At 59.9% G+C, this 314-nt stretch carries 1 protein-coding gene; it reads right to left on the bottom strand.

What is annotated here, in order from left to right; translation table 11 throughout:
- On the bottom strand, nt 1-236 hold a 236-nt coding region (locus R2R70_RS19530), incomplete at its 3' end, for a cyclic nucleotide-binding domain-containing protein (RefSeq protein ID WP_410978825.1).
- Nucleotides 237-314: the final 78 nt, after the last annotated feature.

The following is a 314-nucleotide window of genomic DNA, read 5'->3' as shown; positions in this document are numbered from 1 at the left end:
GTGTGTGTCGAATAGACGTCGCCGGGTTCGAGAAACGCCAGTGTCAGTTCGCGCTGGTCGTTCATTAGATGAACGCGGATGCGGCCGCTACGCACGATGAAAATCTGATTGTCGAGCTGCGACGGCATGCTGAGCATCTGACCGCGCCGCAACTTGCGCCGAACGGCTTTCGAGAGCAGCAGCCGTCCTTGCTCGCTGTCGAGCATGCGTGTGAATGGATCGGCGTGAGTGGACATGAGGCATCCTCCGTCGAACTGTCGATACGGCAGCGAGGCGTGGCGAAAGATGGCGTTCGCGCGCACCGGAATCTCGAA

The organism is Cobetia sp. SIMBA_158 (genome assembly GCF_046566945.1).
Classification (GTDB): Bacteria; Pseudomonadota; Gammaproteobacteria; order Pseudomonadales; family Halomonadaceae; genus Cobetia; species Cobetia amphilecti.
This window is presented reverse-complemented; position numbering and strand designations above follow the sequence as displayed.